Source organism: Chlorobium sp. KB01 (assembly GCF_001975465.1).
Classification (GTDB): Bacteria; Bacteroidota; Chlorobiia; order Chlorobiales; family Chlorobiaceae; genus Chlorobium.
Map to the genome: position 1 here is coordinate 1 of NZ_MPJE01000113.1, position 2,127 is coordinate 2,127.

The 2,127-nt window shown below is 50.4% G+C and carries 1 protein-coding gene; it reads right to left on the reverse strand.

The window, feature by feature from the left end; all coding sequences use genetic code 11:
• Positions 1-445: 445 nt before the first annotated feature.
• Positions 446-2,127 (reverse strand): transposase (locus tag BOO20_RS11740; RefSeq protein ID WP_083694636.1); only part of this gene is annotated, 1,682 nt, incomplete at its 5' end.

Here is a 2,127-nt window from a genome sequence, read left to right on the forward strand (position 1 = left end):
AACATTAACTCGCTAACTCAACAAGGCATTTTCTCCATTTCCATCTGAGGCAAAACACTCCGAGAGCAAGGGTGCGAAGAGCTTTGTTGTTTTTCATGATCGTATCCTGTTGGGTCGTAGTTGATAATTTTGTCTTTCTGATTCTATATGTAATGCATCAACTACCGTGCCAAATGGCTGAAAATGGTTCAAAACCGGTTCGCGTGAACGTTTTTTCATTGACGATATCTCTTCAAATTGTATGGTTTTACGGATAAATATGCTCCTGTTTGCAGTTGAGACATATACCCGGTGAAAACGAGCCAGCCATAACGGTATTCAGCGGTGATACGTCTCGCTTTTGATGCCACTATCCGTTTGATGAGACATATTGTGAGACGATTTTACTTCCCCCTGGGGTGTTAATACGCTTTACCCGCCTGAAAGTAGGATAAAGCGCACACTATCAGGAGGTCACTCCCAGATATTCCAAAAACAGCCGATCTCTGGCTACCGACTCGGTAGACCAGCGATAGGCGCCCATGGCCGTCTTTACCTGAGTTGTTTCTACGCAGTCGAACCAATCCAGAATCTGAGCAAGTGAGCGTTGCTCAAGCCACTTGTCCAGCATTTTTTCGAGCAGGACAAGCGCCTTGGTTTTGCCTCTTGCGTTTTTTCCAAGCTCTACCCGCATTTCCTTGATTCTCTTCGTCAGGAAGCAATGATACCCCAGTGAAACAAACTGCACGAATTGTCTTCCCCGCAAGTTGTCAGGATACCATGTGCGAGGCCTTCTGCCATCAAGGTCTCCTTTTTCAACGGCGAAAAGCTCCTCGATCTTTTCACGCAGTCGATAGTTTTCCAGTGCCGTGAAAGTCTCCATGGACTGATTGCTGACGAGCGAGAAATAGCCGAAGTATCTCTTCGCTTCAGCAATAGCCTGATCGTTGAAGCCGACCTTCAATGCTCCGCCACGCCCCTTTGTCGTGCAGACCAGATAGCGCTCGATTTTCCGTTGAGCAGATTGCGTGAACTCCTCCACCCCGTTTTCGACTTGAGCCTTGAGTTCAAGCAGCTCTTTGCGGAAGGCAACTTCCTTCTTGCTGTCGTTGTCGTGAGAATAGAAGACATGGACATAAAGACGGCGCACGAACGCATCTTCTTCTCCACCCAGCTTGCCGTTACGCGACCGCTTGCGTACTCGACCGAACTCGTGCATTCTCATTGCCGTAGCGCCACAAACCGATGGTTCAAACGGACACGTGCTGGACATGCTCGCCAGTGTCTGCCGAAGCGCATCAACCGTCTCGCGAATCCAGGTGACTCTGGGGTCAGCCAGAGTCAGGAATTTCATGTTGCGCAAGGCGAATTTCATCATGTTCTCTTCGCTGTAGTAACCGTTGTCGGTGACAATCAAGGGTCTCTCAAGGTTAAGGCACTTGAGTTGCTTCAGGGTGTTCTCAATGGATATGACGTCAGGAACATTGCCGGGCTGCTTGGCGAAAGCCAATGGTTCGCGTTCCTTGACGGAATACAAGGTCAGCAGCTTGATGGTGTTCAGTCCGTCTCCGTCCTTGTTGAACCCTTGTCGTGCTTCCGATTGGTTCTCGGAGTAGGTCGATATCGTGGTCGAATCGAATGCAAGCACCGGAGACGGCCCAAGGCGATCCGCCCGGAAGGAAAAGTAACGCTGCACGCCGTCCTCGTTACGCCCGACACTTTTGAACAGATCACCGTAAACGTCTTCAGTGATTACTTCGCTGTAGGGAAGAGGATGCATGACCTGCCAGCTCTCAAGTCGAGGCAAGGTGTTTCCGCTGGAACCGATCCAGTAGCGCGCAATGGAGAGCATTTTGTTGGCGTCTCCTTCGCCGAACGAAGATCGCACATCATGGTCAATGCCGGAGGTTTTGCCAACCCACTCCAGAATATCCGTGAGGCCACTGTGCCTGCGCACCGCGCGGGCCATCTTGTCCTCACCTTTGCGTTTTTTTGGCCGTGTAGGAAGCATCTCCTGTGTTCCTGCCTTGATTTTCCCCTGAAGCTTCTGACTGACTGTATAGGTCTTTCTGGTCTTCTCGTCATAGGCCGTAACCCGCTCATAGATGTAAATATCGCCATTAGGACGTCTTTCGCGGCGCTCTCCAA